Source organism: Pseudonocardia sp. GCM10023141 (assembly GCF_042653605.1).
Map to the genome: position 1 here is coordinate 37228 of NZ_JBHSIR010000066.1, position 25995 is coordinate 63222.

General features: G+C 72.2%; 21 protein-coding genes and 1 pseudogene. 10 read left to right on the forward strand and 12 right to left on the reverse strand.

The genetic code is table 11. The annotated features are described in order from the left end of the window. Nucleotides 1-225 carry a hypothetical protein gene (locus tag ACFPFQ_RS37460; protein ID WP_379627720.1) on the reverse strand — a complete coding sequence of 75 codons (225 nt, stop codon included), beginning with the start codon at nucleotides 223-225 and terminating at the stop codon, nucleotides 1-3. 71 nt (nucleotides 226-296) lie between these two features. Between ACFPFQ_RS37460 and ACFPFQ_RS37465 the strand changes: the two are divergent. Further along, nucleotides 297-757: pseudogene (locus ACFPFQ_RS37465) on the forward strand (SDR family NAD(P)-dependent oxidoreductase). Between the two features lie 4 nt (nucleotides 758-761). On the opposite strand, the gene ACFPFQ_RS37470 reads toward ACFPFQ_RS37465, so the two are convergent. Genes ACFPFQ_RS37470 through ACFPFQ_RS37485 form a run of 4 tightly spaced genes read right to left on the reverse strand, consistent with a single transcriptional unit; the run spans nucleotide 762 to nucleotide 5234 of the window. Further along, the gene (locus ACFPFQ_RS37470) at nucleotides 762-1790 is read right to left on the reverse strand and encodes an alcohol dehydrogenase catalytic domain-containing protein (RefSeq protein ID WP_379627605.1); all 1029 of its coding nucleotides are present in this window, start codon (nucleotides 1788-1790) and stop codon (nucleotides 762-764) included. After that, nucleotides 1790-3007 carry an acyl-CoA dehydrogenase family protein gene (locus tag ACFPFQ_RS37475; protein WP_379627607.1) on the reverse strand — a complete coding sequence of 406 codons (1218 nt, stop codon included), beginning with the start codon at nucleotides 3005-3007 and terminating at the stop codon, nucleotides 1790-1792. Before ACFPFQ_RS37475 ends, ACFPFQ_RS37470 begins: the two co-directional genes overlap by 1 nt. 6 nt (nucleotides 3008-3013) lie before the next feature. After that, nucleotides 3014-3973, reverse strand: coding sequence for a cyclase family protein (locus ACFPFQ_RS37480; protein WP_379627609.1), 960 nt, complete (start codon nucleotides 3971-3973; stop codon nucleotides 3014-3016). Between the two features lie 7 nt (nucleotides 3974-3980). Beyond that, complete coding sequence (locus ACFPFQ_RS37485; protein ID WP_379627611.1) at nucleotides 3981-5234, reverse strand: LLM class flavin-dependent oxidoreductase; 1254 nt, start codon at nucleotides 5232-5234, stop codon at nucleotides 3981-3983. Nucleotides 5235-5421: 187 nt separating this feature from the next. On the opposite strand from ACFPFQ_RS37485, the gene ACFPFQ_RS37490 reads away from it, so the two are divergent. The 5 genes from ACFPFQ_RS37490 to ACFPFQ_RS37510 all read left to right on the forward strand — a co-directional run bounded on the left by ACFPFQ_RS37490 (nucleotide 5422) and on the right by ACFPFQ_RS37510 (nucleotide 13021). Continuing rightward, entirely contained in the window at nucleotides 5422-7329 is a 1908-nt protein-coding gene (locus ACFPFQ_RS37490) for a helix-turn-helix domain-containing protein (RefSeq protein ID WP_379627613.1), read from the forward strand. Then, nucleotides 7326-8333, forward strand: a complete 1008-nt coding sequence (locus ACFPFQ_RS37495; protein ID WP_379627615.1) for an amidohydrolase family protein — start codon at nucleotides 7326-7328, stop codon at nucleotides 8331-8333. The genes ACFPFQ_RS37490 and ACFPFQ_RS37495 overlap by 4 nt, the downstream gene beginning before the upstream one ends. A gap of 157 nt (nucleotides 8334-8490) precedes the next feature. Next, on the forward strand, nucleotides 8491-9522 hold the full coding sequence (locus ACFPFQ_RS37500; RefSeq protein WP_379627617.1) for an LLM class flavin-dependent oxidoreductase: 1032 nt from the start codon (nucleotides 8491-8493) through the stop codon (nucleotides 9520-9522). After that, nucleotides 9519-11534: an acetoacetate--CoA ligase gene (locus tag ACFPFQ_RS37505; RefSeq protein WP_379627619.1), complete on the forward strand. Its 2016-nt coding sequence runs from the start codon at nucleotides 9519-9521 to the stop codon at nucleotides 11532-11534. Before ACFPFQ_RS37500 ends, ACFPFQ_RS37505 begins: the two co-directional genes overlap by 4 nt. After that, entirely contained in the window at nucleotides 11531-13021 is a 1491-nt protein-coding gene (locus tag ACFPFQ_RS37510) for an aldehyde dehydrogenase family protein (RefSeq protein WP_379627621.1), read from the forward strand. The genes ACFPFQ_RS37505 and ACFPFQ_RS37510 overlap by 4 nt, the downstream gene beginning before the upstream one ends. Before the next feature lie 101 nt (nucleotides 13022-13122). On the opposite strand, the gene ACFPFQ_RS37515 is transcribed toward ACFPFQ_RS37510, so the two are convergent. Next, nucleotides 13123-14214 (reverse strand): alpha/beta hydrolase fold domain-containing protein, encoded by a 1092-nt coding sequence (locus ACFPFQ_RS37515; protein WP_379627623.1) that lies wholly within the window; start codon nucleotides 14212-14214, stop codon nucleotides 13123-13125. 129 nt (nucleotides 14215-14343) lie between these two features. On the opposite strand from ACFPFQ_RS37515, the gene ACFPFQ_RS37520 reads away from it, so the two are divergent. After that, nucleotides 14344-14961 (forward strand): QsdR family transcriptional regulator, encoded by a 618-nt coding sequence (locus ACFPFQ_RS37520; protein ID WP_379627625.1) that lies wholly within the window; start codon nucleotides 14344-14346, stop codon nucleotides 14959-14961. Nucleotides 14962-14979: 18 nt separating this feature from the next. On the opposite strand, the gene ACFPFQ_RS37525 is transcribed toward ACFPFQ_RS37520, so the two are convergent. Then, a complete protein-coding gene (locus ACFPFQ_RS37525; RefSeq protein WP_379627627.1) occupies nucleotides 14980-15633 on the reverse strand; it encodes an HAD family hydrolase in 654 nt (217 codons plus the stop codon). 119 nt (nucleotides 15634-15752) lie between these two features. Between ACFPFQ_RS37525 and fdh the strand changes: the two genes are divergently transcribed. Genes fdh through nrfD form a run of 3 tightly spaced genes read left to right on the forward strand, consistent with a single transcriptional unit; the run spans nucleotide 15753 to nucleotide 20911 of the window. After that, entirely contained in the window at nucleotides 15753-18980 is a 3228-nt protein-coding gene (gene fdh, locus ACFPFQ_RS37530; RefSeq protein ID WP_379627629.1) for a formate dehydrogenase, read from the forward strand. After that, the gene (locus ACFPFQ_RS37535) at nucleotides 18981-19904 is read left to right on the forward strand and encodes a 4Fe-4S dicluster domain-containing protein (protein ID WP_379627631.1); all 924 of its coding nucleotides are present in this window, start codon (nucleotides 18981-18983) and stop codon (nucleotides 19902-19904) included. It abuts the gene before it with no gap. Continuing rightward, on the forward strand, nucleotides 19901-20911 hold the full coding sequence (nrfD, locus tag ACFPFQ_RS37540; RefSeq protein ID WP_379627633.1) for an NrfD/PsrC family molybdoenzyme membrane anchor subunit: 1011 nt from the start codon (nucleotides 19901-19903) through the stop codon (nucleotides 20909-20911). Before ACFPFQ_RS37535 ends, nrfD begins: the two co-directional genes overlap by 4 nt. Here nrfD and ACFPFQ_RS37545 read toward each other — a convergent pair. The 5 genes from ACFPFQ_RS37545 to ACFPFQ_RS37565 are packed head-to-tail and all read right to left on the reverse strand — an operon-like array spanning nucleotide 20896 to nucleotide 25993. After that, a complete protein-coding gene (locus tag ACFPFQ_RS37545; RefSeq protein ID WP_379627634.1) occupies nucleotides 20896-22488 on the reverse strand; it encodes a class I adenylate-forming enzyme family protein in 1593 nt (530 codons plus the stop codon). The genes nrfD and ACFPFQ_RS37545 overlap by 16 nt on opposite strands. A gap of 29 nt (nucleotides 22489-22517) precedes the next feature. Further along, nucleotides 22518-23309: an SDR family NAD(P)-dependent oxidoreductase gene (locus ACFPFQ_RS37550; RefSeq protein WP_379627636.1), complete on the reverse strand. Its 792-nt coding sequence runs from the start codon at nucleotides 23307-23309 to the stop codon at nucleotides 22518-22520. Between the two features lie 37 nt (nucleotides 23310-23346). Beyond that, entirely contained in the window at nucleotides 23347-24348 is a 1002-nt protein-coding gene (locus ACFPFQ_RS37555; protein WP_379627638.1) for a phosphotransferase family protein, read from the reverse strand. After that, entirely contained in the window at nucleotides 24345-24776 is a 432-nt protein-coding gene (locus tag ACFPFQ_RS37560) for a hypothetical protein (RefSeq protein WP_379627639.1), read from the reverse strand. The genes ACFPFQ_RS37555 and ACFPFQ_RS37560 overlap by 4 nt, the downstream gene beginning before the upstream one ends. Then, nucleotides 24776-25993, reverse strand: coding sequence for an acyl-CoA dehydrogenase family protein (locus ACFPFQ_RS37565; RefSeq protein WP_379627641.1), 1218 nt, complete (start codon nucleotides 25991-25993; stop codon nucleotides 24776-24778). Before ACFPFQ_RS37565 ends, ACFPFQ_RS37560 begins: the two co-directional genes overlap by 1 nt. Nucleotides 25994-25995: the final 2 nt, after the last annotated feature.

A 25995-nucleotide genomic window follows, 5' to 3' on the forward strand; every position in this document is an offset into this window, starting at 1 on the left:
CTACCCTGCTTGCCGGGGCGGCGCAGCCCGACACCCGTCCCCGAACGCGTTGGGGAGAACCCGTTGCGCGGCGGCGGTCCCGATCTCGGCCAGCTCCGCGGGCGCCATCCCCGTCTTGGAGAGGAACTCGACGCCCTGCAGCACGGCGAAGATCAGCCGCCCGAGGGCGGCGGGGTCGGTGTCCGGCGGCAGCCCACCCTCGGCCACCGCCTGCCACCGCTGCACGAGCTCCTGCGCCAGCAGCGTGCGTCCTCGTCGCGAACGCCGGCGGTGGCACGTTCGGCACGATCGAGCAGATCACGCCTGAGGACTTCGACACGACCTTCGGCATCAACGTCCGCGGCACCGTCTTCACGGTGCAGAAGGCCGTGCCCCTGCTCAACAAGGGTGCCTCGGTGATCATCACCGGGTCGACGGCGGCGGACCGGGGTTCGCGGGCTTCGGCGCCTACTCCGCCAGCAAGGCCGCCCTCAACCAGTTCAGCCGGGTGTGGGCGGCCGGGCTCGCCGGTCGCGGCGTGGGCGTCAACACGGTGACACCCGGCCCGACCGATACCCCCGGACTGAAGGGGCTGGCGGCAGACCCCGACCAGGCCCAGGCCCTGTTCGACCACGAGGCCGCCCGAACCGCACTCGGCCGCGTCGGACGCCCGGAGGAGATCGCCAACGCGGTGCTGTTCCTCGCCACCGACCAGGCCAGCTTCATGACCGCCAGCCAGCTCTACGTCGACGGCGGCGAGGTGCACACGCACTCCTAGACGATCAGCCCCCGATGTCAACCACGATCCGGCCGAAGGCCTCGTTCGCCTGCATCGCCCGGTAGGCCTTCGCCACGTCGTCCAGCGCGAACCGGGCACCGATGACCGGCTCGATGCGGCGCTGCTCCACCAGCTCCAGCGCCGCGGCGATCTCCGCGCGGCTGGCGTAGCGGCTGCCGGTGATGACCACCTCGTCGAGCACGAGCGCCCGGGGGTCCAGCTCGACGAGCGCTCCACCCTGGAACCCGACGACGAGCAGGGTCGCGGCCCGGCCGAGGATGCCGAGCCCGCTCGTGAGCGTGGAGCGGGAGGCAACCGTGTCGACGCAGACGTCGACGCGCAGCCCGAGGTCCTCGACGAACCGGGTCGACCAGTTCGGTGCGTCACCGGGGTTCCAGACGACGTCGCAGCCGAGCTCGCGCAGCCGCCGTTCCTTGCCCCGGTCCAGCTCGATGCCGACGACCCGCGCCCCGAACGCGCGGGCGGTGGCCACCATGTGGACGCCGACCCCGCCGCCCGCCCCGATGACGGCCACGGTCTGCCCCGGCCGGATCGGGGCGCGCGCGGTGAACGCGTGGTACGGCGTGGCGATGGCGTCGGCCGCGATCGCGGCCTCGTCGAGCCGCACGCCGTCGGGCACGTGCACGAGGTTGTGCTCGGACAGCGCGACGAACTCGGCCAGCCCGCCGTCGACGTGCAGCCCGACGAACCCGCCCCAGTTCTCGCAGAGCGTCTCCCGGCCGCCCGCGCACCACCGGCAGCGCCCGCAGGTCAGGTAGAACGAGGACGTCACGCGGTCACCGGGCCGCCACGCCGTGACACCCGCGCCGACCTCCGTCACGGTCCCGGCCAGCTCGTGGCCGACGATCCGCGGCGCCGAGCCGCCCAGCGCGCCGGTGCGGCCGCGTTCCAGGGTGAGCCCGACGCCGCAGGCCCCGACCGCGACGAGTACCTCGCCGATGCCGGGACGAGGCGGGTCGACGTCGAGGAGCCTGACGTCGCCGCCGAACGCGTCGAGCACCGCTGCGCGCATCACCAGTTCCAGAGATCGCGCAGCTGCTCGTCGCTGCGGGCAGCCAGATCGGCGGCGATCTTCTTCCGCATGATCGTGTTGGTGCCGTCGGAGTGCAGGAAGATCGTGGCGTCGCGCAGCAGCTTCTCCATGCCGACCTCGCGCATCACGCCGGACCCGCCGAAGATCTCCAGCGAGCGCCGCGTCACCTCGAACGAGGTCTCCGACGCGATCAGCTTGGGCGCGGCCGCCATCTTCGGGTCGAACGGGTCGGCGTGGTCCGACGCCCACGCCGCGCGGTAGACGTAGGTGCGCGCCGACTCCAGCTGGGCCCACAGCTGACCGAGCTCGGCGGCGATCACGCTGTGCTCGATGATCGGGCGCCCACCCTGGACCCGGGTCTTGGCGCGCTGGATCGCCCTGGTCAGCGCCGTGCGGGCGACGCCGAGGGTGCAGATCGCGGCGTAGGCGTTGGAGCCGCGAAGCAGCCGCGCGACGTCACTGAGGATCGTGTTCTCCGCGCCGAGCAGGTCCCCGTCGGCCACGAAGCAGTCCTCGTAGAAGATCTCCGAGTTGTTCGCCAGCCGCTCCCCCAGCTTGTCGTGCACCACGCCGAACCGCACGCCCGGGTTGTCGGAGCCGACGATGAACGCGCTGCAGCCGTCCTTGACGGGCACGGTCGGGTCGGTGCGGGCGAACGCGAGGATCGTGTCGGAGCGGTTGGCGTTGGAGATGTAGTGCTTCGTGCCGTTGAGCAGCCAGCCGCCGTCGACGCGGATGGCCGACATCTGCATGCCGCCGTCCACCCCGGCGTAGGTGAGCACGTTGTCCGAGCCCGCCTGCGGTTCGGTGAACGACGCCGCCATCAGGCCGCGCGGGTTGTCGGCGAGGCGCCGCAGCCAGCGGGCGTGCTGGTCGGCGGTGCCCAGCTCCATCAGGAGCTGCGCGAACTTCCACGTCTGCGCGAGCACCACCGAGACGCCCATGTCGGCCGCCGCGATCTCCTCCAGCATGACGGCGTTGGTGAGGAAGTCGGTGCCGCCGCCGCCGTACTCCGGTGGCAGCGGCGCCAGCCGCAGGCCGCGCTCGTGCGCCGCCTCGACCAGCTCCCACGAGAACGCGGCGGCGGGGTCGACCTGCGCGTCGAGCGCGGCCGCCACGGGCGCGACCACATCGAGCGCGTAGGACCGCGCGCGGTCGCGCCACTCCCGTTGCTCGGCGCTGAGCCGGTAGTCCATCGACGCCTACTTCACGGCGATGGCGTTGAGCGGGGACCCGCAGGCCCCGGTGATGGGCAGCGCCGCCGCGGAGAGCAGGAACTCGTAGACGCCGTCGGCCGCGCAGTCGGTCCCGATCGCCTCCAGGTCCCAGATCTCGCCGAACGGCAGGCCCATGTGCACGAGCGCGACGACGTGCAGGGGCTGGAACAGCTCGATCTCGTTGGGGCGCACCTCCAGGCCCCACGTGTCGGTGGCCATCGCGGCGACCTCGTGCGCGGCCAGCCACGGCGCGGTGTGCAACGACATGCCCGGCGCCGACCCGCCGGAGTAGTCGCCCCAGTTGCCCCGCCGCTCCCCGAGCATGCCGGTGCGGACGATCACGCAGTCGCCCGTTCGGACCTCCACGCCCTGCGCCGCCGCCGTGGCGTCGAGGTCGTCGGGGGTGATCGCGTAGCCCGGCTCCAGCGCGTCGACGCCGTGCTGGCGGGCGACGTCGAGCAGCACCCCGCGCATGACGAGCCGGTCGCACATCACCTCGATGCCGCAGCGCTTCGCGCCCTTCGCGGTGACCTGCGCCGCGTCGTGGCCGTTGTACATCTTGCCCTCGTAGAAGATGTGCGAGAGCCCGTCCCACTGGGTGCCTGCCTGGTTGGGCATCACCAGCACGTCGTCGGCGTAGCCGAACCCGTGCGCGGGACCCCAGCCCGCCGGCAGCGGGTCCTGGTGGCCCGCGACGTAGTCGGTGCCGGTGGCGGTCATCATGTTGAGCGGGTTCGCGCGGAACCCGCCCGCCTGCGGCCCCAGCAGGTCGTACGGCAGCGTCATCGAGACGAGCTTGCCCTGGCGCACCAGCTGCGCGGCCGCGACCACCTGCGCCGGGCCGACGAAGTTGAGCGCGCCGAGCTCGTCGTCGGCGCCCCAGCGGCCCCAGTTGGAGAACCGGTCGATGTAGTCGCGGATCACGTCCTCGCCGCGGTATCCCATCGCGCGCCTACTTCCCGTACGTCGTGACGGCGTCGAGCGCGGGCTTGACGTGCTCCATGAACATCTCGATGTTCTCGATCACGCTCTCGGCCGGCTGCTGGGCGTAGTGGTAGATCAGCACGACGTACTCGGCGGGCAGCTTGGCCCACTGCTCGAGGTACTGGTCGCGCACCTCGTCGGGCGAACCGATCACCCACAGGCCGCTGTTCAGCACCGAGTCGACGGCATGGTCGGGATCGAACATCATCGGCGTGGTGCCGGCGTAGAGGTCCTTGAAGATGTCGACGTCCCACGCCTCGACGTTGCGCCGGGCGTCCTCCATCGTCGGCGCGATGTTGCCCCACCGGACCAGCGCCTGGTTCTGCCCGAGCGCGTAGTGCTTCCCGGCCGTGGCCGCCGCGTCCACATAGGCCTGCCCGTACTCGGCGGCCCGTTCGATCTTGGAGAAGTAGGTGGGGATGAACCCGCGCGGCCCGCAGTACTCGATGGTCTCCCGGCTGGCGTTGCTCGAGACGAAGATCGGCGGGTGCTGCTTCGACAGCGGCGCCGGCACCACGCTGACCCGGCGGATCCGGCCGTCGGCGTCCATCTCACCGGGCGCACCGATCTCCCGGGTGGCGGTCATCGTCCAGTCGATGCCCTCCTCGTAGGGGTACGGGATCTGCCAGCGGCCCTTGGGGACGTCGATGCTGTCCTCGTCCCAGGCCCGCAGGACCAGATCCACCTGCTCCTCGAAGATCTCGCGGTTGACCTTGTCGTCGGCGAAGCGCTTGGCCCGCTGCTCGTCGCTGAGCAGCGCCATCTTCTCCGCGGGCGAACCCGACGGCGAGAGCGTCGCCTTGGTGCCCAGGTGCTGGCCCAGGATGTTGGTCCAGCGGGACTGGTAACCCCGCGCGAACCCGACGAACGTCCGCCCGCCCGAGAGGTGATCGAGCAGGGCGGTCTCCTCGGCGACCCGGATCGGGTTCTGCGCGCTCATGACGTAGCCCAGCTGGCCCAGGCGCACGTTCTTCGTGATCGCCGCCCAGTAGGCGTCGAGGATCCCCGGGTTGGGCCCGACCTCGTAGCCCTCGGAGTGGAAGTGGTGCTCGACGGTCGCCATGCCCCAGACGCCCAGCCGGTCGGCCGCTCGCACGATGTCGTGCCATCCGCCCAGCAGATCCTGGTAGCGCTGCGCGTTGCGGCCCATCGGCCGCATCTCCTCCCGTTCCTGGCGGGTGGCCGGGATGACGGGGTAGAGCTGCAGAAGGACGTTGACCACGGCGTTCTCCTCGTCGGAGGCGTTCCGGCTCGATCGCGTCGAGCGAGGATAGGAGCGCTCGACCGGCCCGATCCATGGGATCTCCGGCAACCTGAAAACCGAACTGTTGTGACTTCACACAGCCCACGTGCGGGTCGACGGCCCTAGACTTCGCCCCACCACGCACCAGTGCCGGGGGTGGGTCCGCATGAGCGTCACGGTCAAGCACCTCGCGATCGATGCCGACCACGGGGAGAGCGGCGGGGAACCGCGCCACGACCTGCGCGAGTGGCTCGACGCCGCCGCCGAGCTGGCCCGTGCGGTCAACCGCGACCTGCCCGAGTCCGAGCTGGCCAGCCTCATCGCGGGCACGGTCGTCCATCTCACCGGCTACGACTTCTGCTCCGTGCTGCTGCCCGACCACGACATGCAGCACCTGCTGATCAAGGGCTCCTACGGCCTGTCGCCGGGCTACGTCGCCAGGGTCAACGCCGAGCGCCCGCCGCGGATCTCCCCCGGCGCCACCGCGGAGGGCCCGTCGAGCCGCGCGTTCCGCTCGCAGCGCCCGGTGGTGCTCGTCGACATCTGCGCCGACCCGACCTGCCTCGAGTGGGAGGCGGCGGCCTCCGCGCAGGGTTACCGGGCCATCCTCGCGCTGCCGCTGGTCGGTGTCGGCGGGGTGCTGGGCGTGCTGAGCTGCTACTGCGCCTGCCCGCGCGAGTTCGCCGCGGAGGAGGTCGTCCTGATGGAGACCTTCGCCAACCAGGCGGCGCTCGCCGTCGAGGCCACCGCGCGCCGGGAGCGGGGCGCGGCCCGGTCCGCGCACCTGTGCCGGCGCATCGAGGTGCTCGAGGAGGAGCACCGGGTGGTGCAGCGCGCGGAGGGCGTCCACCGCGACCTCATGCGGCTGCTGCTGGCGGGCGAGACCCTGGAGCGGGTCACCGAGCACCTCGCCCGGGAGCTGCGCAGCGACGTGCTGGTCGAGGACGCCGCGGGGCACCCGCTGGGCGCCTCCCGCACCGCGCAGGGCCTGGACTCGATGCGGGCCACCGCGTTGCGGCTGGGCCACACACCCCTCCTGGCGCAGGCGGGCGACGAGTACCGCGCCGTCGAGCTCCCCGCGCGCGAGGGGCAGGCCGCGGGCCTCGTGGCGCCGGTGGTGCTGGCCGGCGAGCTCGCCGGGCGCGTGTGGGCGTTCAACATGGCCGAGCCCGGCGGCGTATGGCAGCGCCGGGTCCTCGAACGCGGGGCGAGCGTGGTGGCCCTGGCGGTCTCCAAGCTGCGTACGGCGCAGGAGGTGGAGTGGCGCCTGTCGCGCGAGTTCCTCGACGACCTGCTCACCGCGAAGCCCACCACCGATCCCTTCGCCACCCTCGCGCGGGCCAAGCAGCTCGGCATCGACCTGACGGTGCCCCACACGCTGCTGGTGCTGCGTCCCGATCCGCTCGACGACGGACCGGCGGTCTCGCCCGCGAGCGCCGTGCGGCTGCACCGCTCGCTGCTGACGCAGGTGCAGCACGTCGTCGACGCCAGCCGCACCGAGGCACTGGTCGCGGCCCGCGGCGCCGACGTCATCGTGCTGTGGCCGCGGCGCGACGACCTGGCCGAGGCGGCGGAGATCGCGGAGCGGCTGCGCGGGCACTGCACGTCGTGCACGCGCGGCTCGGTGTCGGTCGGGCTGGGCCGCGCCTGCCTCGACGTCACCGACTACACCGACGCCTACCGGCTGGCCACCGGCGCGCTCAACCTCACGCAGCGGGCCGGCCGGCACGACCGGGTCGTCGCGCTCGGGGATCTCGGCGTCTACCGGCTGCTGCTGCAGGTGGAGCGGCCCGACGAGCTCATCGCGTTCATGGAGAGCATGCTCGAGCCGCTCTACACCTACGACGCGCGCCGCGACACCACGCTCGTCGAGACGCTGCGGGCGTTCCTGCGCTGCGGCTGCAACGCCACCACCACGGCCGAGGCACTGATCGTGCACCCCAACACCATCAGCTACCGCCTGCGCCGCATCGAGGAGCTGCTCGCCGTGGACTGCCACGACTCCCAGGCCCTGCTCAAGTTCCAGTTCGCGTTCGTCATCGAGGACGTGCTCGGGGCGGGACCGGGCACGTGAGCCCGACCCGGGTCGTCGACCTGCACAACCACGTGAGCACGCCGGCGTGCGAGGCGCTGCTCGACGGGCCCGCGCCCGCGCACCTGGACCCCTTCACCCGCTACAGCGGCGCCGAGACGGCCGCCTACAACACGCAGCAGTTCGCCGCGCTCGCGGTGAGGTTGACCGACCCGGCGCGGCGCATCGAGGACATGGACCGCGCGGGCATCGACGTGCAGGCCCTCTCGGCGGCACCCCCGCAGTTCTACTACTGGACCGACCCCGCGCTCGGACGCCGGCTGGCCCGCATGCAGAACGACCACCTCGCGGAGATCGCGGCCGCGCGGCCCGACCGGTTCGTGGCGCTGGCCACCGTCGCCATGCAGGACGTCGACGCCGCGGTGACCGAGCTCGAGCACTGCGTCACCCAGCTCGGGATGCGCGGCGTCGAGATCTGCACCAACGTCAACGGCCTCGACCTCGACGACCCCCGGTTCCGGCCCTTCTTCGCCGCGGCGGCCGCGCTCGACGTGGTGGTGCTGCTGCACCCGCACGGCTTCACCCACGGCGAGCGGTTCACCGACTACTACCTGACCAACGTGGTCGGCAACCCGCTCGACACCACCGTTGCCGCCACCCGGATGATCCACGGCGGGCTGTTCGAGGAGCTGTCGTCCCTGCGGGTCTGCCTGGTGCACGGCGGGGGCTACCTGCCCTTCTACGCGTCCCGGATGGATCACTCGTGGGCGGTGCGCCCGGAGGGCCGCCACCGGATCCCCGACCGCGCTCCGTCGAGCTACCTGAGCCAGGTCTACGTCGACTGCCTGGTCTACGACGCCGCGCACCTCGGTTTCCTCGTCCAGCAGCTGGGCGCCGACCACGTCGTCGTCGGCACCGACTACCCCTACGACATGGGCGACGAGGACGCCGTCGCGCTCGTCAGGGCGATGACGGACCTGCCCGCCGCCTCCCGGGAGCTCATCCTGGGCGGCAACGCCGCACGCCTGCTGCGCCTCGACACCTGAGCCGGGCCCGCACTTGTGGTCGGGCACAAGGGACCCGGGGGCAAGCCTGTGCCTGTCCCATTGAGAGCCCGCTCACAGTGGGCCTACCGTCGCTCACCACTCCCAGACTCGACACCCGCCAGCCTCGACCTCGCCCCGCCCGGTAGAAGGAGACGTCATGGCAAGGATCAAGTTCGGCATCTTCCCCATCACCGAGGACTGGCCCGACGGCGCCGACATGGCGCGTGTCTACAACGAGATCGTGGCCGAGGCGCGGCTCGCCGAGTCCGTCGGCTTCGACTCGTGCCTGATCACCGAGCACCACCAGCAGGCCGACGGGTACTTCCCCAACCCGTTGATGGTGTCCGCGGGTGTCGCGCGGTCGACCACCACGCTGAAGGTCGGCAGCTGCGTCGCGCTGGCCCCGCTGTACAACCCGATCCGCCTCACCGAGGACGCGGCGCTGCTCGACGTCATCTCCGGCGGCCGGCTCATCCTGGGGCTGGGGGCCAGCTACGTCAGCGAGGACCTCGCGGCCTTCGGTGTCGATGTGAGCCAGCGCGGCGCGCTGATGGAGGACACCGTCCGGTTCCTCCAGGAGGCCTGGACCCACGACAACCTGGACTTCGACGGCGAGGTCTTCCACTTCAAGAACATGCGGGTCACGCCGAAGCCGGTGCAGCAGCCGCGACCGCCGGTGTGGCTGGGCGCCTGGACGCCACAGGGCCTGCGCCGCGCCGGGCGCCTCGGCGACGCCTGGGTCACCGACGTGATCAACACCCTGCCGACGTTCAAGATGTTCGCCGAGATCTACCGCAAGTCGGCCGAGAAGGCCGGCAAGACGCCGTCGATCGCGGTGCTGCGCGAGTGCTGGGTGGCCCCGTCCACCGACCAGGCGCTGGAGGAGTACGCCGAGCACCTGATGACCTCGCACAAGTTCTACTACGAGGCGGGCGGCTACAGCCCGCTGGTGGACCCGTGGATCACGGACCTGACGTCCACCGACGAGTTCACCTACGACAAGGTCTCCCCCGACCGCTTCATCATCGGCTCGCCCGAGCACTGCATCTCCGAGATCGAGCGCTGGAACGCCGAGCTCGGCTCGGACTACTTCGTGATGCGGTTCCGGCACCCGACGGGTCCCACCCACGAGAAGGCGCTCGCCTCGATCAAGCTGTTCGGTGAGAAGGTCATCCCGGCCTTCGCATGAGCAGCGAGCCGGCACCGCTCTGGACGCCCTCTCCGCAGCGGCGGGCCGCCGCGAACCTCACCCGGTACGCGCGCTGGCTCGCCGAGCACCGCGGCGTCGAGCTGCCCCGGTACGACTACCCCGCGCTGTGGCGCTGGTCGGTCGAGAACCTCGACGACTGCTACGCGTCGATCTGGGAGTACTTCGACCTGCTCTCCGACGACGGGTACTCCCACGTGCTGGGCCGCCGCGGGATGCCCGGGGCGCAGTGGTTCCCGGGCGCCCGGCTCAACTACGCGGAGCACATCTTCCGCGGCAAGTCCGACGACGCGCTCGCCGTCCAGTTCGCCGCGGAGGACCGCGCCGGATCATCGAGGGCACCGGGCTCGTGGACGTGGGGTGAGCTGCGCGCCCGGACCGCCGCGCTGGCGGCCGGGCTGCGGGCGGCGGGCGTCGGCGTGGGCGACCGGGTGGCGGCGTACCTGCCCAACATCCCGGAGGCGCTGGCCGCCGGGCTCGCGTGCATGAGCCTGGGCGCGATCTGGTCGGCGTGCTCCCCCGACTTCGGGGTGCGCAGCGTCGTCGACCGGTTCGCCCAGATCGAACCGACGGTGCTGCTGGCCGTCGACGGTTACCGCTACGGCGGCACGGCCTACTCCCGGCTCGCGGAGGTCCGGGCGCTGCAGGATGCGCTGCCGACCGTCGGACAGACGGTGGTGCTGCGCTACCTCGACCCCGATGCGGATCTCTCGGGGCTGCGCGACACCGTGGTCTGGGAGGAGTTCGAGCGGCCCGACACCCTGCTGGAGTTCACCCGCGTGCCGGGCGAGCACCCGCTGTGGGTCGTCTACTCCTCGGGCACGACCGGGCTGCCCAAGCCGATCGTGCACTCCCACGTCGGCATGCTCGTCGACCAGATCAAGTACGTGCACTTCCACTTCGACGCCCGGCCTGGCGATCGGATGTTCTGGTTCACCACCACCGGCTGGGTGATGTGGAACGTGATGCTCGGGGTGCTGCTGAGCGAGGCGTCGATCATCATCTACGACGGCAGCCCCGGCTACCCCGACCTCGGCGTGCTGTGGGACCTCGCCGAGTCCACCGGCATGACGATGTTCGGCACCAGCGCGAGCTACATCGTGGCCTGCATGAAGGCTGAGCTGCATCCCGCGCAGGGGCGCGATCTGTCCGCGCTCGTCGCCGTCGGCTCCACCGGCTCGGCGCTCTCTGCTCAGGGCTTCGAGTGGGCCTACGCGGAGCTCGGGCCCGACCTGTGGCTCGGCTCGGTCAGCGGCGGCACCGACATCGCTGGCCCGTTCCTCGGTGGCGTGCCCTGGCTGCCGGTGTACCGCTCCGAGCTGCAGGCCAGGGTGCTCGGCGTCGCCGTCGACGCGTGGGACCCGCAGGGCCACCCGCTGGTCGGCGAGACGGGCGAGCTGGTGGTCACCCAGCCGATGCCGGCCATGCCCGTCGCGTTCTGGGGTGACGCCGACGGCAGCCGCTACCGCGAGGCCTACTTCGACGTCTATCCCGGGGTCTGGCGCCACGGCGACTGGCTCGAGATCACCCCGCGCGGCGGCGGGATCCTCTACGGCCGCAGCGACGCGACGATCAACCGCGGCGGGGTGCGGATCGGCTCGGCAGAGCTCTACCGCGCGGTGCTGACGCTGCCGGAGGTCACCGACGCGCTGGTCGTGGACCTGCCGGCGGCAGACGGACCCGGCCACATGCCGATGTTCGTGACGCTCGCGGCGGGCGAGGCGCTGACCGACGAGCTGGTGGCCCGCATCCGCGGGGTGGTGCGCACCGAGTGCTCCCCGCGCCACGTGCCCGACCACGTCTTCGCGGTGCCCGACCTGCCCCGGACGCTGACCGGCAAGATCCTCGAGATCCCGGTGAAGCGGCTGCTCATGGGCGCCGAGCCCGATGCCGTGGCCAGCCGCGACAGCCTCGCGAACCCCGAGGCGCTCGATGCGTTCCAGGGCTCCCGCAGCGAGATACTGGCGGCGCTGGGCATCACGGGGGCGCGGTGATCCCGCCGCTGCCCGCCGTCGACGGCCCGTGGTCATCGGGGTCGGACGCGCACGCCTTCGTGGTGCACGACCCGGCGACCGGCGCGGAGATCACGACGGTGCACGGTGGCGGTGCCGCCGAGGTCGACGCGGCCGTGCGCCGTGCCCGAGCGGCCTACGACACGACCTGGCGCCACGTCCCCGCCCGGGAGCGCGGTGCGCTGCTGCGGGAGTGCTCCCGGCAGGTGGCCGAGCACGCCGACGAGCTGGCGGCGCTGGAGACGCTCGAGATGGGCAAGCCGCTGCACATCTCGCGCCACTTCGACATCCAGTTCTGCATCAACTCGTTCCAGTTCTACGCGGGGCTGGCCGACAAGCTGCCCGGCGCGGCGTTCGACCTCGGGCCGATCAGCGCGCACACCGTGCACGAACCCTACGGCGTGGTCGCCGGGATCATCCCGTTCAACTGGCCCCCGATCCACACCGCGGCGAAGACCGCGCCCGCGCTGGCGGCGGGCAACTGCGTGCTCCTCAAGCCGCCGGAGCAGGACCCGCTGACGATCATGCGCATCGTCGAGCTGCTCGCCGGCGTGCTCCCGCCCGACGTGCTGCAGGTGCTCCCCGGTGCCGGTCCGGAGACCGGCGCCGCGCTGGCCGGCCATCCGCTGGTGGAGCACCTCTCGTTCACCGGCTCCACCGCCACCGGACGCGCGGTGCTCAAGCTCGCCGCCGATGCGATGACCCCCGCCACGCTGGAGCTGGGTGGCAAGAACCCGTTCGTCGTGTTCGCCGATGCCGACCTCGATGCGGCCGTGCGCGGCGCCGTCGAGGGGGCGATGTTCAACCAGGGCGAGGCGTGCACGGCGGCGTCGCGGCTGCTGGTGCACGCCGACGTCCACGACGCGTTCGTCGAGCGGGTCGCGGGCGCCGTGCGGCGGCTGCGGGTCGGGGCCGGGAGTGACCCCGGCACGCACGTGGGGCCGATGGTCACCGCGGTGCACCGCGCGAAGGTGCTGTCGTGCATCGAACTGGCCGTCGCCGAGGGGGCGACCGTCGCCGCGACCGCTCCGGTGCCCGCCGATCCCGCGCTGCGCGGCGGGTTCTGGGTCGAGCCGACGCTGTTCAGCGGCGTCACCCCGGCGATGGCGGTCGCGCGCGACGAGGTGTTCGGGCCCGTCGCGGCCGTGTTGCGGTTCGAGACGGAGGACGAGGCGGTCGCGCTCGCCAACGACACCCCCTACGGCCTGCTGGCGGCGGTCTACACCGCCGACCACCCCCGCGCCCAGCGCGTCGCCCGCGGGATCGACGCCGGCGTCGTCATGATCAACAACTACAGCCGGGCCCTGCTCGGGACGCCGTTCGGCGGGTTCAAGGACTCCGGCTACGGCCGCGAACACGCGATCGAGAGCCTGCTGGAGTTCACGCGCACGAAGAACATCCGGGAGCCGTCGGGCATCGGGACGATCCCGCAGTGGCAGGCGCTGGACGAGCTGCTCGACGGGCGCTGATCGCTCGTCAGTCGCAGCGCGCGCCCGACTGCGCACACCGTCCCCCGTCCTCGCACAGTGTGCAAGCCATGCGACGACGGGGGAACCTGTGCGAGGTCGGGTCAGCCGGCCAGCGCGCGGGCGAAGCCGGTGACGTCGCGCACCGCGGCGGCGTAGACGTCGGGCATCGTGCCCCGGAACAGCAGCTCGCCGACGTGGCACAGGCCCGGGTTGATCCGGCCCACCGAGCTGACCCCGGCCTGCAGCAGCAACCGGTGGTAGGCCAGGCCCTCGTCGCGCAGCGGGTCGAGCTCGTTGCAGGAGATGACGTGCGGTGGCAGGCCCTCGACGTCGGCGACCGTGGCGTGGAAGGGCCAGCAGGTGGGGTCGGTGGCGTTCTTCGCACCGGGGTCGTAGACCTCGGCGAGCAGCGGGAACAGGCCGCGGTTGAGCCAGTACTGGTCGTTCTCCTGCAGCGATCGCAGCTCGGCGGGCGCGTCGTCCCAGGCGCCGTGGATGTAGGGGCACTGCGCGTAGACGCCCGAGATCTCGTCCACCCAGCCCTCGCGCTTGGCCTTGATCGCCAGTGCGAGCGCGAGGTTGGCGCCGCCCGAGTCGCCCGTGACCACGACGTTGGTGGCGCCGAGCTCGTCGAGGTGCGACGTGACCCAGCGCAGCCCGGTCGCGCAGTCGTCCAGCCCGGCCGGGAAGGGGTGCGGCCCGAGCACGCCGGCGCCGTTGCGGTACTCCACGCCGACGACCACGGCGCCCGCGGCGGCGAGCTCGTGGCGCCAGCGGGTGTAGAGCGGTCCCTCGGTGGCCAGCATGACCATGCCACCCCCGTGCACCTGGTAGATGCAGGGCAGCGGGCCCGTCGTGGCCGCGGGCCGGTGGATGTGGAGCCGGATCTCGTGCCCCGTGTCACCGGTGATTGTGACGAGCTCGGACGTGACGCCCTCGAGCGGCGGCGACCCCTCCGCCAGCGCCACGAACAGGCCCTCGAACCCCACCTCGACGGCGTCGATGAAACCGAGCAGCTCCTCGCGGGAGGACTCCGGCGTGACCGGAGCGCCGTCGGCGTGACCGTCGATCCCCAGCGCGGCGAACACGGCGATCATCCGCGGGTCGGCCCGCGGGTCGGTGCCGATCGTCATCGCCGGGTCGCCGAGGCGGCCGGGTGCAGTAGCGGTGGTGTCGGTGGTTTCGGTGCTCATGACGTTCTCCTCATCGAGATGCGCCGCGCGTCAGATCAGCATCGTCGTCGCGCAAATGCGACAGTGGGCCGAAGTGTCGCGCTAGTATGCGAGGGCGCAAACTCGCTGTCAACGCATCCGGAGGGACCCGTGACCGAGACAGCCACCCCGTTGCAGCGCCAGCTCGCGGGCACGACGACGGGCCGTCCGACGGCGCTCGACGCCTTCGTCCGGGCCCGGCGCGCGTTCCAGGCAGGTGAGCGCCTGGACATGCAGGCGCTGGCGGCCGATCTGGGGGTCAACCGGGCCACGCTCTACCGCTGGGTCGGGTCGCGGGAGCTGCTGCTGCGCGAGGTGATCTGGTCGCTGACGCAGCGCACGATCCAGCGCGGGCTCGACCGGCAGCGCCACCAGGACGGCCCCCGGCTCGCCGCGGTACTGGGCGGCTTCGTGCGCGACGTGCACACCCATCCCGGCATGCACCGCTTCATCACCGACGAGGGTGAGGCCGCCCTGCGCCTGCTCACGATGCAGGCAGGGGGCTACCAGCAGCGCCTCATCGGGCTGGTGCACGACCTGATCACCGAGCACACCGCCGCGGGTGAGCTGTGCAGCCCGGTACCGGTCGACGACCTGGCCTACACCGTGGTGCGGGTGATCGAGTCCTACGTCTACCTCAAGGTGATCACCGGCGAGGAACCCGATCCCGACCGCGCCGGCCGGGTGCTGCACGCACTCCTGCCCGCCCCCGCGGAACCGGCGGGGTGAGTCCCGCCGGCCGGCGGGTCACCGCAGGATCTCGTCGAGCGCCTGATGCAGGTCCGGGAGCGCGTCGAACACCCCGCAGGCCCCGGCCGCGCGCAGCTCCTCGGTCGAGAACCCGCCGGTCCGGATCGCGTACCCGGGGTGGCCGGCCCGCGGCGCGGCCTCGAAGTCCCAGACCGAGTCGCCGATCACCACCGCCGAACGACCGCCGACCCGCTCCACCGCCACGGCGATCAGGTCCGGCCCCGGCTTGGTGCGCTCGACGTCCTCGCTGGTCGTCCACGCATCGGCCAGTTCGCGCCCGTCGAACAGGTCGAGGTAGGTCTCGACGTGCTCGGGTGCACCCGAGCTGGCGAGCACCACCGCGAGCCCGCGCCCGCGCAGTTCGGCCAGCAGCTCCCGAACGCCGCCGAGCGGGCGCACCTCGCGCAGCATCGGCTCGAACTCCGCGCTCCACGCCTTCCGCACGTCGTCGCCGTACTCGTCCTCGAAGCGGGCGCCGGCCACCGCCGTGACGAGCTGGTCGCCGCCCATGCCGATGGCCCGGTGCAGCCGCCACACCGGCAGCGTCTGGTCGAACCGGCGGAACGCCCGGTACCACGCGAGCGCGTGGTGGTAGTTCGTGTCCACGAGCGTGCCGTCCACGTCGACGACCGCGGTGTCGGGTGTGCGCATCGGATCTCCCTCGATCGACCGACGTCCGGGATACCCGCCACGGGCGCTGTTCCCACCCTTTCCGGTAGCGGTTTCCGGCCCGGTGTTTGCGACGGCGATCTCCGGGGAATCGATGGCTCGTGGGCGTACGCACCTGGATCGAGAGCTGGCCCGTCGTCCGGCAGCTGACCGGCGACGATCCGCTCGGCCGCGGCACCGCGGCGCGCCATGACGGGGGCTCGGTCGACAAGCGGGCCCGCACCCGCGACGCCGACTCCGTCACGAAGTCGATCTGCCCGTTCTGCGCCGTCGGGTGCGGGCAGCAGATCTTCGCGAAGGACGGCCGGGTCACCCACGTGGAGGGCGATCCCGACTCGCCGATCAGCCGGGGCCGGCTGTGCCCCAAGGGCTCCTCGACGCTGTCGCTGCTCACCGCGCCCACCCGGCAGACGAAGGTCCGCTACCGGCGCCCGTACGGCACGGAGTGGGAGGACCTCGAGCTCGACACGGCCGTCGACATGATCGTCGATCGGGTGCTGGCCACCCGCGCGAAGACCTGGCAGGACGTCGACGACGAGGGCAGGCACCTGAGACGGACGATGGGGATGGCGAGCCTCGGAGGGGCGACCCTCGACAACGAGGAGAACTACCTCATGAAGAAGCTCTACACGGCCATGGGCGCGATCCAGATCGAGAACCAGGCCCGTATTTGACACAGCTCCACCGTTCCCGGTCTGGGAACCTCCTTCGGTCGGGGCGGCGCCACCAACTACCAGCAGGACCTGGTCAACTCCGACTGCATCGTCATCCAGGGCTCCAACATGGCCGAGGCGCACCCGGTCGGGTTCCAGTGGGTGATGGAGGCGAAGAAGCGCGGCGCCACGGTGATCCACGTGGATCCGCGGTTCACGCGCACGTCCGCGGTGGCGGATCTGCACGTCCCGATCCGGGCGGGCAGCGACATCGCGTTCCTCGGTGGGCTCATCCACCACGTGCTGGAGACGGGCGCGTACTTCGAGGACTACGTCCGCGCGTACACCAACGCTCCGATGATCCTGCGCGAGGACTTCCGCGACACCGAGGACCTCGACGGCCTGTTCTCCGGGTTCGATCCGGCGACCGGCACCTACGACGTCGGATCCTGGGAGTACGAGGACGACGTCGGCGCTGCGGTCGGGCCCCGTGACGACCGGCCGGTCGCCGGTCACGAGCGCGGCCAGATCGCGGGTTCGGGGGGCGCCCCGACCAGCAAGGAGCCGCGGCGCGACGACACGCTGCAGGATCCGCGGTGCGTGTTCCAGGTGCTGCGGCGCCACTTCGCGCGCTACACCCCGGAGCTGGTGCACGAGGTCTGCGGCATCGAGCCGGAGATGTTCGCGCAGGTGGCCGACGCACTGACGCGCAACTCGGGCCGGGAGCGGACCAGCGCGTTCTGCTACGCGGTGGGCTGGACGCACCACACCGTGGGCGTGCAGTACATCCGGGCGGCGTCGATCCTGCAGCTGCTGCTGGGCAACATCGGGCGCCCGGGCGGCGGCATCCTCGCGCTGCGCGGCCACGCCAGCATCCAGGGCTCCACCGACATCCCGACGCTGTTCGACATGCTGCCCGGCTACATCCCGATGCCCCACGCCCACCGCGAGCAGGACCTGGAGACCTTCATCGCGGCCAACACCGGCGACAAGGGCTTCTGGGGCAACATGGACGCCTACGTCGTGAGCCTGCTCAAGGCCTGGTTCGGCGACGCGGCCACCCCGGACAACGACTTCTGCTTCGACCACCTCCCGCGCCTGACCGGTGACCACTCCAGCTTCCCGACCGTCATGGCGCAGGCCCGCGGTGAGGTCCCGGGCTACTTCGTGATCGGGGAGAACCCGGCCACCGGCACGGCCAACGCCCGCCAGCAGCGCCAGGGGCTGGCGAAGCTCGAATGGCTCGTCGTGCGCGACCTCAACATGATCGAGACGGCCACGTTCTGGACGGACGGGCCCGAGATCGAGACCGGCGAGATGCGCACCGCGGACATCGCCACCGAGGTCTTCTTCCTGCCGGCGGCCGCCCACAGCGAGAAGGACGGCACGTTCACCAACACCCAGCGCCTGCTGCAGTGGCACCACAAGGCCGTCGAGCCGCCCGGTGACTGCCGCAGCGACCTGTGGTTCTACTACGAGCTCGGCCGCCGGATCAAGGCGCGGCTCGCCGAGTCGACCGAGCCCCGTGACCGCCCCGTCCAGGACCTGACCTGGGACTACCCCGTCGACGACAACGGTGAGCCCAGCGCGGACGCCGTGCTGCGCGAGATCAACGGCACCGACGCGGACGGCAAGGCGCTCGCCGGCTACACCGCGCTGAAGAGCGACGGCTCCACGGCGTGCGGCTGCTGGATCTACTCCGGCGTCTACGCCGACGAGGTCAACCGGTCGATGCGCCGGCGACCCGGCCATGAGCAGGACCTCGTCGCGGCCGAGTGGGGCTGGGCGTGGCCCGCGAACCGTCGCGTCCTCTACAACCGCGCCTCCGCCGACCCCGACGGGAAGCCGTGGAGCGAGCGCAAGAAGCTCGTCTGGTGGGACGCCGAGAACGGGAAGTGGACCGGCGGTGACGTCCCCGACTTCCCGCCCACCACCGCCCCGGACTACCGGCCCCCCGCCGACGCCCACGCCGCCGAGGCCATCGGCGGCAACGAGCCGTTCATCATGCAGGCCGACGGCCGGGGCTGGCTGCACGCGCCCGCGGGACTGCTCGACGGGCCGATGCCCGCGCACTACGAGCCGCAGGAGTCCCCGGTGCCCAACGCGCTGTACCCGTGGCAGCGGGCCAACCCGGCACGGCAGGAGTTCGACCGGCACGACAACCGCTACCACCCGGCACCGGGCACGCCCGGTGCCGAGGTCTTCCCGTTCGTCTTCACCACGTTCCGCGTCACCGAGCACCACACGGCGGGCGGGATGAGCCGGTGGACGCCGCACCTCAACGAGCTGATGCCGGAGATGTTCCTGGAGGTCTCCCCCGCGCTGGCCGCGCTGCGCGGGCTGGCCAACGGGGCGTGGTGCCACGTCGTCACCGCGCGCTCGGCGATCGAGGGCAAGGTGCTCGTCACCGAGCGGGCCAAGCCGCTGCGGCTGCGGCACGAGGGTCTGGGCGACACCGTGATCCACCAGATCGGTGTGCCGTGGCACTGGGGCTCGAACGGCCTGGCCACCGGCGACGCCGCCAACGAGCTGCTGTCGGTCACGCTCGACCCGAACGTGCACATCATGGAGACCAAGGCCGCCACCTGCGACATCCGGGCCGGTCGCCGCCCGCGCGGGCCGGCGCTGGTCACGTTCCTCGCCGACTACCGCCGGCGTGCCGGTCTGGAGGACTAGATGGTCAACAGCCTCTGGGGCCCGCTCGACGACCCGGCCGGCAACGCCGGCTACGCCGACGACCACCCGCCGCGCGTCGGGTTCTTCACCGACACCAGCGTGTGCATCGGCTGCAAGGCGTGCGAGGTGGCGTGCAAGGAGTGGAACGCGCTGCCCGCCGACGGCAGCCACCACGACCAGCCGGACCTGCTCGACCTGAGCGGCATGAGCTACGACAACACGGGAGCGCTCGGCGCGAGCACCTACCGCCACGTCGCGTTCATCGAGCAGGTGGTGCCGGCGCGGCAGTCGGCCACCGTCGAGCTCGGGATGCCCACCACCGCGCGCCCCGGGGACGCCACCGAGGTCCGCTGGCTGATGGCCTCGGACGTCTGCAAGCACTGCACCCACGCGGCCTGTCTCGACGTGTGCCCCACCGGCGCGCTGATCCGCACCGAGCACGGCACGGTCCTCGTGCAGGACGACATCTGCAACGGCTGCGGCTACTGCATCCCCGCCTGCCCCTACGGCGTCATCGACCAGCGCAAGGGCCCCCGGGACCAGGGCGGCGGCGGGGCGTTCAAGTGCACGATGTGCCAGGACCGCCTCGGCGCCGGGCTGCAACCGGCCTGTGCCACGGCCTGCCCGACCGAGTCGATCCAGTTCGGCCCGCTCGACGAGCTGCGCGAACGCGCCGACGCCCGCCTCGCGGCCCTGCACGAACGCGGCGTGCCCGAGGCGCGGCTCTACGGCCACGACCCCGACGACGGGGTGGGCGGTGACGGCGCGTTCTTCCTGCTGCTCGACGAGCCCGAGGTCTACGGCCTGCCCCCGGATCCGGTGGTCACCACCCGCGACCTGCCGTCGATGTGGAGGCACGCCGCGGTGGCAGCGCTGTCGGTCGCGGCCACCGTGGCGGCAGCGTTCCTCGGGAGGCGTGGATGACCGCGGAGACGACCGGGCGGCGGCGCGGACGTGGGGGCCGGCGTGGGCGCGGCGAGCAGCTCATGGTGCCCGACGCGGAGTTCACCTCCTACTACGGACGGCCGATCATCAAGTCGCCGACGTGGAAGGTGCCCGACGTCCCGGCCTACCTGTACCTCGGCGGCGTCGCCGGGGTGTCGGCGGCGCTGTCGGCGCTGGCCGACGTCACCGACCGGCCCGCGCTGCGCCGCACCGGGCGCCTCGCCGCGCTGGTGGGCGCCACCGCGAGCGTCGGCGCGCTGGTGCACGATCTCGGTCGCCCGCAGCGCTTCCTCAACATGCTCCGGGTGTTCAAACCGACCTCACCGCTGTCGGTGGGGTCCTGGATCCTGGCGCCGTTCGGCACGCTCGCGGCCGCGGCCGCGGCGTCCGAGCTCACCGGCATCGCACCGGGGCTCGGCCGTCTCGCCGGGGCCGGGGCGGGGGTGCTCGGTCCCGCGCTCACCACCTACACCGCGGTCCTGCTCGCCGACACGGCCGTGCCCGCCTGGCACGAGGGGTACCGGGAGCTGCCGTTCGTGTTCGCCGGCAGCGCGCTGGCCGCGGGCGGCGGGGTGGGACTGCTCGCCGGACGCGACGCGGGCCCCGCGCGGAAGGTCGCCGTCGCCGGGGCCGTGCTCGAACTCGCCGCCACCGCCGCGCTGGAGCACCGCATCGGGTACGCGCGCCGGGCCTACACCGAGGGCCGGCCCGCGACGGTGCTCGCGGCGGCGCGGGCGGCCACGGTGGCCGGGGCGGTCGGTGCCGTCGCGGGCGGGCTCCTGCGGGGCCGCGGGGGCCGGGCGCTGTCGCTGGCGGGTGGCCTGCTGCTCAACGCCGGCTCCGCCGCCACCCGCTACGGGGTGTTCGACGCCGGGATGGTGTCGGCCCGCGACCCGGCCTACACCGTGGTCCCGCAGCGGGAGCGGCTCACCGCACGCCGTCAGGCGGGCGAATCCGGCACCGCACGCCGTCAGGCGGGCGGGTAGGGCTCCGCTCGCAGGAGGTGCTTGCGCACCTTGCCCGACAGGGTGCGGGGCAGCTCCGCCACGACGCGGACGGAGCTGGGCTTCTTGAAACCGGCCAGCCGCGACCGGCAGAACGCGATGATCTCCGCCTCGTCCACGATGTGTCCCGGTTCGGCCTCCACGACCGCGCAGATCCGCTCGCCCCAGCGCTCGTCGGGCAGCCCGATCACCGCGACGTCGTGGACCGACGGGTGGGCGCGGACGACGGCCTCGACGTCGGCGGGGTACACGTTCATGCCGCCGGTGATGATCAGGTCCTTCGACCGGCCCGCCACGAAGAGGAAGCCGTCGTCGTCGAGATGGCCGAGGTCGCCGGTGTGCAGCCAGCCGTCGACGATCGTCGCGGCGGTGGCGTCGCGGTCCTGCCAGTAGCCGGGTGTGACGGCCGGCCCGCGCACGAGGATCTCCCCCACCGTCCCGGCCGCGCACGACGCGCCGGCGTCGTCGACGACCCGGATCTCGTTGTGCAGTGACGCCTTGCCCGCCGACCCGAGCTTGGTCGTGAGGTACGCGTCGGGGACGAACGTCGTGGTGCCGCCGCCCTCGGTCAGCCCGTAGACCTGCACGAACCGGGTGTGCGGGAACGCCGCCCGGGCACGCTCGGCGACATCCCGCGACAGCGGGGCGCCGCCGCACATGATCATCTCGATGCCGGACGTGTCATAGGGCGTCGCGTCGAGCACGCGCAGCACGTCGTAGAGCATCGTCGGCACCCACAGCACGTGGCTCACAGCGTTGGCGGTGATGTAGTCGAGCGCCTCCGCCGCGTCGAACCCGCCCGAGCGCCGCACGTGCACCGTGGCGCCCTGGTGCAGCAGCGCCAGGGTGAAGTCGTGGCGGCCACCGATGTAGTTGAGGTCGAGCATCACGTAGTTGCTGTGCTCCGGGCGCAGCCCGAAGTCCATCACCTGCTGGATGTTGTTCCACAGCACCGTGCCGTGCGACCAGACCGCGCCCTTGGGCGAGCCGGTCGTCCCGGACGTGAAGATGATCTCGTGGGGGTCGTCGAGGCGCGGTGGCGCGCATGCCGGGACCTCGGTACCTGCGGCGGCGCAGAAGTCCTCGAACTCCTCGTCGGCCCCCTCTGTGACATTCTCGGCCGCGTCCCCGAACGCGACGATCCGCAGCAGGTCCGGCAGCTCCCCCGCGGCCCGCGCCGCGGCGATCGGTGCCACGAAGCGGGCCTCCGCGAACACCACCCGCGCCTGCGAGTGCGCGAGCAGGCTGATGCGCTCCTGCGCGGCGAGGCGCCAGCTCATCGCGACCATCACCGCGGCCGCACCGGCGATGCCCAGCTCGGTCTCGACGTACTCGATCCGGTTCCCCGACGTCACGGCCACCCGCTCCCCGCGCCCGATCCCGAGCGCGAGCAGGCCGTTGGCCACCCGCCGGCACCGCTCGCGCAGCGCGCCGTAGGTCCGCACGGTGCCGTCCATGATCACGGCGGGCCGGTCGGGGTCGAGACCGGCCCGTTCGACGAGGTGGGTGAGGTTGAGCCACTCCCACCGCGACGCCGCAGCGTCGAGTCCGCTGTCCACGTCATCTCTCCCGTCCATCGTCTGTGCCGTCAGCCGGTGGCCTGCATGCCGCCGTCGGCGAGCCAGTTGGCACCCAGCACGTAGCTGGCGTCGTCGGACAGCAGGAAGCGCACGACCGTGGCGATCTCCTCCGGCTGCCCGTAGCGCTGCTTGGGGATCGACGGCAGGAACAGGCCGCCACCCTGCGCCGCGTCGTCCGGCGCGGCCACCGCGCGTTCGATCCGCTTGACGAACTCGGTCTCGATCACGCCCGGTGACACCGCGTTGATCCGCACGTTCGTCGTCGCGATCTCCGCGGCGACCGCGCGGGTGAAACCGGCGACGGCGTGCTTGGTGGCGGTGTAGGCCGCGAGGTTGCCGAACCCGACCCAGGACGCGATCGAGGACGTGTTGACGATCGCACCGGAGTCCTGCGCGAGCAGCCGGGGCAGCACCGCCCGGATGCCGAGGAAGACGCCGCGGACGTTGACGGCGACGAAGCGGTCGAACACGTCGATGTCGTAGTCCTGCACCGGCTGGAACGGGCCTTCGAGCGCCGCGTTGTTGTGGAACAGGTCCAGCCGCCCGAACCGCTCCACCGCGTGCTCGACGTAGGCCTCGACCTGCTCGGGAACCGTCACGTCCGCGGCGAAGGCCGCCACGTCGAGGCCGTCGGACACCAGCTCGTCGGCCACGTGCTGGACGGCGTCGGCACGGTTGTCGACGAGCAGCACCTGCGCCCCGTGGCGCGCCAGCTCGGCCGCGCTGGCGCCACCGATCCCGCCCGCCGCTCCCGTGACGATCGCGACCTTGCCCTGGAATGTCGAGAACTGTCCTGGCATGGCGAACTCCCTCGTTCGATGTGCGGGACGGGACGGGTCACCAGCCCATGAGGCGGACCATGTCCTGGCGCAGGCCCGGGATCACGAAGCGGTTCCAGGCCATGCGGGGATCGGTGCTCTCGCCGTCGGCGAAGCGGCGCAACCCGATCCCGATGATCGCGATCAGGGACAGCGTGCCCTGCACGGTGTAGGTGCGGACGGTCTCCGGGTCGACCTCGATGCCGCGCCGCCGCGCGTACTCGGCCACGAACCACTCCGGCTCCGCGAACGCTCCGACCAGCGGCGATCCCGCCCGGACGAACTTGCCCGCGTAGTAGGGCATCGCCGCGTACCCGACGTCGAAGAGCGGATCACCGAGGTGGGCGAGCTCCCAGTCGATGACGGCCGTGACGCGCTGCTCGTGCAGCAGCATGTTGCCGATCCGGAAGTCGGCGTGCACCAGGCTCGGCTCGACCGGGCCGGGGTCACGCGCGAGCACCCACTCGAACGCCTCCTCCACCACGGGGTCGGCCACCATCGCGCTCTTGTCGTACACCGCCCGCCAGCGACCCACGGCCTCCCGGAACGACAGCGGCGGGCCGAGGAAGCCCAGCTCCGCCACCGGGATGTCGTGGATCGCGGCCAGCGCCCCGACGACGTCGGTGGCGACGCTGCGGTCACCGCGCCAGTTCGCCTCCAGCGCCTCCCGGTCACCGGCCTGCCAGACCAGCGGCGAGTGGCCCGGCGCGTGGTCCATCACGAAGTACGGCCCGCCGAGCGCTGACTCGGGCGCATTCTGCAACGCGTGCACCGCAGGCACGGGCACGCCGGCGGCGGCGACCGCCGCGTAGACGCGGTACTCCCGTTCCAGGTCGGTGTCGAGCAGCGCACCGGGCGGGCGGACCCGCACGATGAAGCTGCGCCCGCTCACCGCGTCGGTGAGCCGGTGGGTGTGGCGCGACCAACCACCGGCCAGTTGGACGAGCTGCCAGTCACCGCCGGCCCCGATGACGCCGTTCGCGCGCAGCAGCGCGAGCACCTCGTCGCGTCCCGCGCTCACGGGGCCCCACCGAGCAGCACGACGTGGCGATCGACGAGCTCGGCGAGCAGCCCGTGCACCGCGGTGCGGAAGCGCGCGACGTCCGGGTCCGTGCACTCCCGCGACGCCCGCAGCAGGTCGACGAGCCCCGAGCCCAGCACCGCGACGTCGGTCGTGACACCCCGGCGACCGCGATCCAGCGCTACCGTCCACGACGGATCCGTCGCCGCCGCGGTCGCGCGGTCGATCTCCGACCCGACGCGGTCGGCGAAGCGCGCCAGCTCGGCGTCCGCCCCCGCCAGCTCGACGGCGAGGTAGCGCGCGACACTGCCGGCCGAGAGCAGCTGCGCGCTGCGGAAGTCGTCGAGCGGGCGGTCCCAGCGGGCGGCATCCCGCAGCAGGTCGCCGAGCATCGCCACCAGCTGCGCCGGTGTCAGCGGATCGAACATCAGCCCGCGTACTTCCGCAGCTCGCGGCGCGCCACCGCGCGCCGGTGCACCTCGTCGGGGCCGTCACCGATCTGCAGGTAGCGGGCCTCGACGTAGTAGTTCGCCAGCGGCAGGTCGTTGCTGACCCCGGCGCCGCCGAAGGCCTGGATGGCCCGGTCGACGATCCGGGCGGTGATCTTCGGGACCACCACCTTGATCGCGGAGATCTCGACGCGGGCGCCCTTCGCGCCGACGGTGTCCATCAGCCACGCGGTCTTCAGCACGAGCAGGCGCGCCTGCTCCACGTCCATCCGCGCGTCGGCGATCCACTCCTGCACCACGCCCTGCTCGGCCAGCGGCGTGCCGAACGTGACCCGCTCGTGCGCGCGGCGACACATCAGCTCGATCGCCCGCTCGCAGTGCCCCAGCAGCCGCATGCAGTGGTGGATCCGGCCCGGCCCCAGGCGGGCCTGCGCCACGGCGAACCCGCCGCCCTCGGGGCCCAGCACGTTGGCCGCCGGCACCCGGACGTCGGCGAACACGACCTCGCCGTGCCCGCCGTAGGCGTGGTGCGGGAAGCCGAACACCGGCAGCGAGCGGCGGATCTCGATCCCGGGGGTGTCCCGGGGCACGAGCACCATGCTGTGCTGCTGGCCCGCGGGCGCGTCCGGGTTGCTGACGCCCATGACGATGATCAGCTTGGTGTGGGGCCGCAGGATCCCGGTGGTCCACCACTTGTGCCCGTTGATCACGTAGTCGTCGCCGTCGCGAACGATCGTGGTCTGCAGGTTGTTGGGGTCCGAGCTCGCGACGGCCGGTTCGGTCATCGCGAAGCAGGACCGGATCTCCCCGTCGAGCAGCGGGCGCAACCAGCGTGCCTGCTGCTCCTCGGTGCCGTAGAGGGCGAGCAGCTCCATGTTGCCCGCATCCGGTGGCGAGCAGTTGAACGTCTCCGGGGCGAGGTCGATGCTGTGCCCGGTGATCTCCGCGAGCGGGGCGTACTGCAGGTTCGTCAGGCCCGCACCCCATTTCGGATCGGGCAGGAACAGGTTCCACAGCCCGGCCGCCCTGGCCTTGGCCTTGAGCTCCTCCTTGATCGGCGGCTCGACGTCGAACGGGTCGGCCGCCGCGGCGTACTGCTGCTCCAGCACCGCCTCGGCCGGGCGGATGTGCTCGTCGAGGAACCCACGGACCTGCTCGATCAGCGCGAGGGTGTGGTCATCCGTACGGAAATCCACCG